Genomic DNA, 2,697 nt, shown 5'->3' with positions numbered 1-2,697 from the left:
ATGATATTGGACATTGGAAATTGGACATTTTTTTGACATTTGAACTTGGGATTTGGGATTTATTATAGAATGGATGAATTTTAAAACAGCCAAACATATAAAATACGATATACTGAATAGTTACAACTTTTCTTGAAATATTTATCTGAAGGTGGTTTCCCTGAGGTTGTCTTATCAGGCAATTTAGAACTTCTTAAGCAATATTTCAGGGATATTATTCAGAAAGACATTGTGATGCGACATGATGTCCGCACGAAAAGTATTCTTGAAAAGATGGCTATTTATCTTATAAGCAATGCCACAAAAACTACCTCTATTGAATCACTGAAAAAAACCTTCAATATCTCCTATAAACTTTCCTTTACTTATTTAGATTATCTAAAGGAGGCTTTTTTGCTTTTTGAACTCCCCCAATTTTTTTATTCTTTAAAAAGGCAACAAAGGGCATTTAAGAAGATATATGCTGTTGACTGTGGGCTTGCCAATGCCGTTTCTCTTAAATTCTTTGAAGACAAAGGCAGACTCCTTGAAAATTGTGTTTTTTTACACCTTTTGCAACAGGGGGGCGAGCTCTACTATTATAAGACAAAGAATAATTTAGAGGTCGATTTTCTACTTAAAGATTTTAGTGATAAGATAATGCCTATTCAGGTAACCTGGAGTCTTGAGAGCAAAAAGACAAAAAACAGGGAATTAGGCAGTCTTATCTCTGCTTTAGACGAACTAAAATGTAAAGAGGGGCTTATACTCACATATGATGAAGAAGATAATATCCTGGTTGATAATAAAATTATCCGTATAAAACCCGTGTATAAGTGGCTTCTGGAAAAATAGACAGGGGAATAATGCAGAAAAACGAATTGCTCGGCTTAAGATGATGGGACATTTATCTTGTGATGAAAAAGGCAAGGAATACTGGGTGAATGAACACAAAGAATTGTTTGATAAAATAGTGGAGTTTTGCGTAGAATATTTTAAGGGAAAAATTTGTATAAAAAACAAGTCGTTTGATAGACATATCTTCAAGAAGGTTTGGGATAATTAAGCAAAATGTCAAATAATACTTGACAAATTATTATTATCTGTGTAAACTATCACCTATGATATTCCCCAGAAAGATACAAGAGAGATTAACAAAATGCATTGATGAACCAGAGATTGTTGTGCTTACTGGTATGCGGAGAGTGGGCAAGACAACCCTCTATCAATCCATTTTTAGGAGTATTGAAAGCAAGAACAAAGCCTTCTTTGACCTGGAAAATCCCATTGTCCAAAAGGTATTTGAAGAGATAGATTATAACAACATCATCCTGAATCTAAAGGAATATGGTATTGTTTCAAAGGAAAAGGCTTATATTTTTCTTGATGAGATTCAGGCTATGCCAAACATTGTAAAGGTAGTTAAGTATCTTTATGACCATTTTGGGGTTAAATTCTTTCTTACTGGCTCAAGTAGTTTCTATCTAAAGAATCTCTTTCCAGAAAGTTTATCAGGTAGAAAATTTGTTTTCAATCTTTATCCTTTGAATTTTGAGGAATTTTTGATATTTAAAGGTATAGAAAGAGAAGTCTTAGGAGATTTTAGCCAAAAGGATAGGCGTAAAAATTTTATTCGCTACCAGAGGTTAAAGGCTCTCTATGAAGAATACCTTAATTATGGAGGTTTCCCACAGGTGGTTTTGGAAGAGGATATTACAAGAAAAGGGATGCATCTTAATGATATCTTTAAATCCTATTTTGAAAAAGATGTTAAGAATCTTGCCAGGTTTAGAGAGATTCAACTATTCAGAGACCTCTTGCTTTTGTTGTTCTCTCGAGTTGGCTCAAAACTTGATATTGCAAGGTTGGCATCTGAATTGGGCACTTCTCGGGAGACTATATATTCCTATCTATCCTTCTTACAAGATACATTTTTTATTACCTTGGTTCCTTCATTTACCGGGAGTATGGATAAATTGGTGAGTAAAGCCAAAAAGGTTTATTTTTGTGATACAGGGATACTAAATGAGTTTGCCAAGGTCTCTGAAGGTGCACTCTTTGAGAATGCAGTCTACAATAACCTACAAGGGTTTAATAACATTCATTATTATCAAAAAAGATCTGGAAGGGAGATTGACTTTATCCTTGATAGCAAGATTGGTCTTGAGGTAAAACTTAAAGGTATCCCAAGTGATTTTGAAAGGCTAAAGACCATCTCTGCCAAAATAGGTTTAAAGAACTGTTATGTTGTAAGCAAAGAATTTGTAGATTCCGATGGATTTATCTCGGTGATTGATTTGTAATTGATTACCAGTATCCTGTGTCTTTAAAAATGAATATAAGAAATTGTTTGATAAAATAGTGGAGTTTTGCGTAGAATATTTTAAAGGGAATGGCTAACAATATTGAGGTAATTCCTCAGCTGTGATGATGAGGTGAGTTGATGAAAGGGATAAAATATATTCCTAAATTTGATAGACCGCGTGAAAAGATGGGAAAGAAAGGGGCAAAAGCTCTTTCTAATCTTGAGTTATTGGCCGTTTTACTTGGTAGCGGGATAAAAGGTAAAGATGTGTTTGAGGTGGCAAGGGATATACTGAAAATCAATTAAATTTCAAGTAAGAAAGAAAATTATCTCTTAAGTAATTTGTAAAAAATGCCGAATAAATAGATAGAATGGCAGGATTTCTTAAGGATGAGGATAGGAACAAATTAAAA

3 protein-coding genes are annotated in these 2,697 nt (G+C 33.5%); all 3 read left to right on the top strand.

Annotated features, from left to right (window positions below; translation table 11 throughout):
• Positions 1-132: 132 nt before the first annotated feature.
• The 3 genes from AB1630_12010 to AB1630_12000 all read left to right on the top strand — a co-directional run bounded on the left by AB1630_12010 (position 133) and on the right by AB1630_12000 (position 2,590).
• Positions 133-834: an ATP-binding protein gene (locus AB1630_12010; protein MEW6104517.1), complete on the top strand. Its 702-nt coding sequence runs from the start codon at positions 133-135 to the stop codon at positions 832-834.
• 266 nt (positions 835-1,100) lie between these two features.
• The gene (locus AB1630_12005; GenBank protein MEW6104516.1) at positions 1,101-2,282 is read left to right on the top strand and encodes an ATP-binding protein; all 1,182 of its coding nucleotides are present in this window, start codon (positions 1,101-1,103) and stop codon (positions 2,280-2,282) included.
• Between the two features lie 140 nt (positions 2,283-2,422).
• Positions 2,423-2,590 (top strand): UPF0758 domain-containing protein, encoded by a 168-nt coding sequence (locus AB1630_12000; protein MEW6104515.1) that lies wholly within the window; start codon positions 2,423-2,425, stop codon positions 2,588-2,590.
• Positions 2,591-2,697 lie beyond the last annotated feature (107 nt).

It is taken from the genome of bacterium (assembly GCA_040753555.1).
In the GTDB taxonomy this organism is placed as follows: Bacteria; UBA9089; UBA9088; order UBA9088; family UBA9088; genus JBFLYE01.
This window is presented reverse-complemented; position numbering and strand designations above follow the sequence as displayed.

Bases quoted from the DNA above. Each gene is read 5' to 3' on its own strand.
- AB1630_12005 (MEW6104516.1), top strand. From the start codon at position 1,101: ATGATATTCCCCAGAAAGATACAAGAGAGATTAACAAAATGCATTGAT.
- AB1630_12000 (MEW6104515.1), top strand. From the start codon at position 2,423: ATGAAAGGGATAAAATATATTCCTAAATTTGATAGACCGCGTGAAAAG.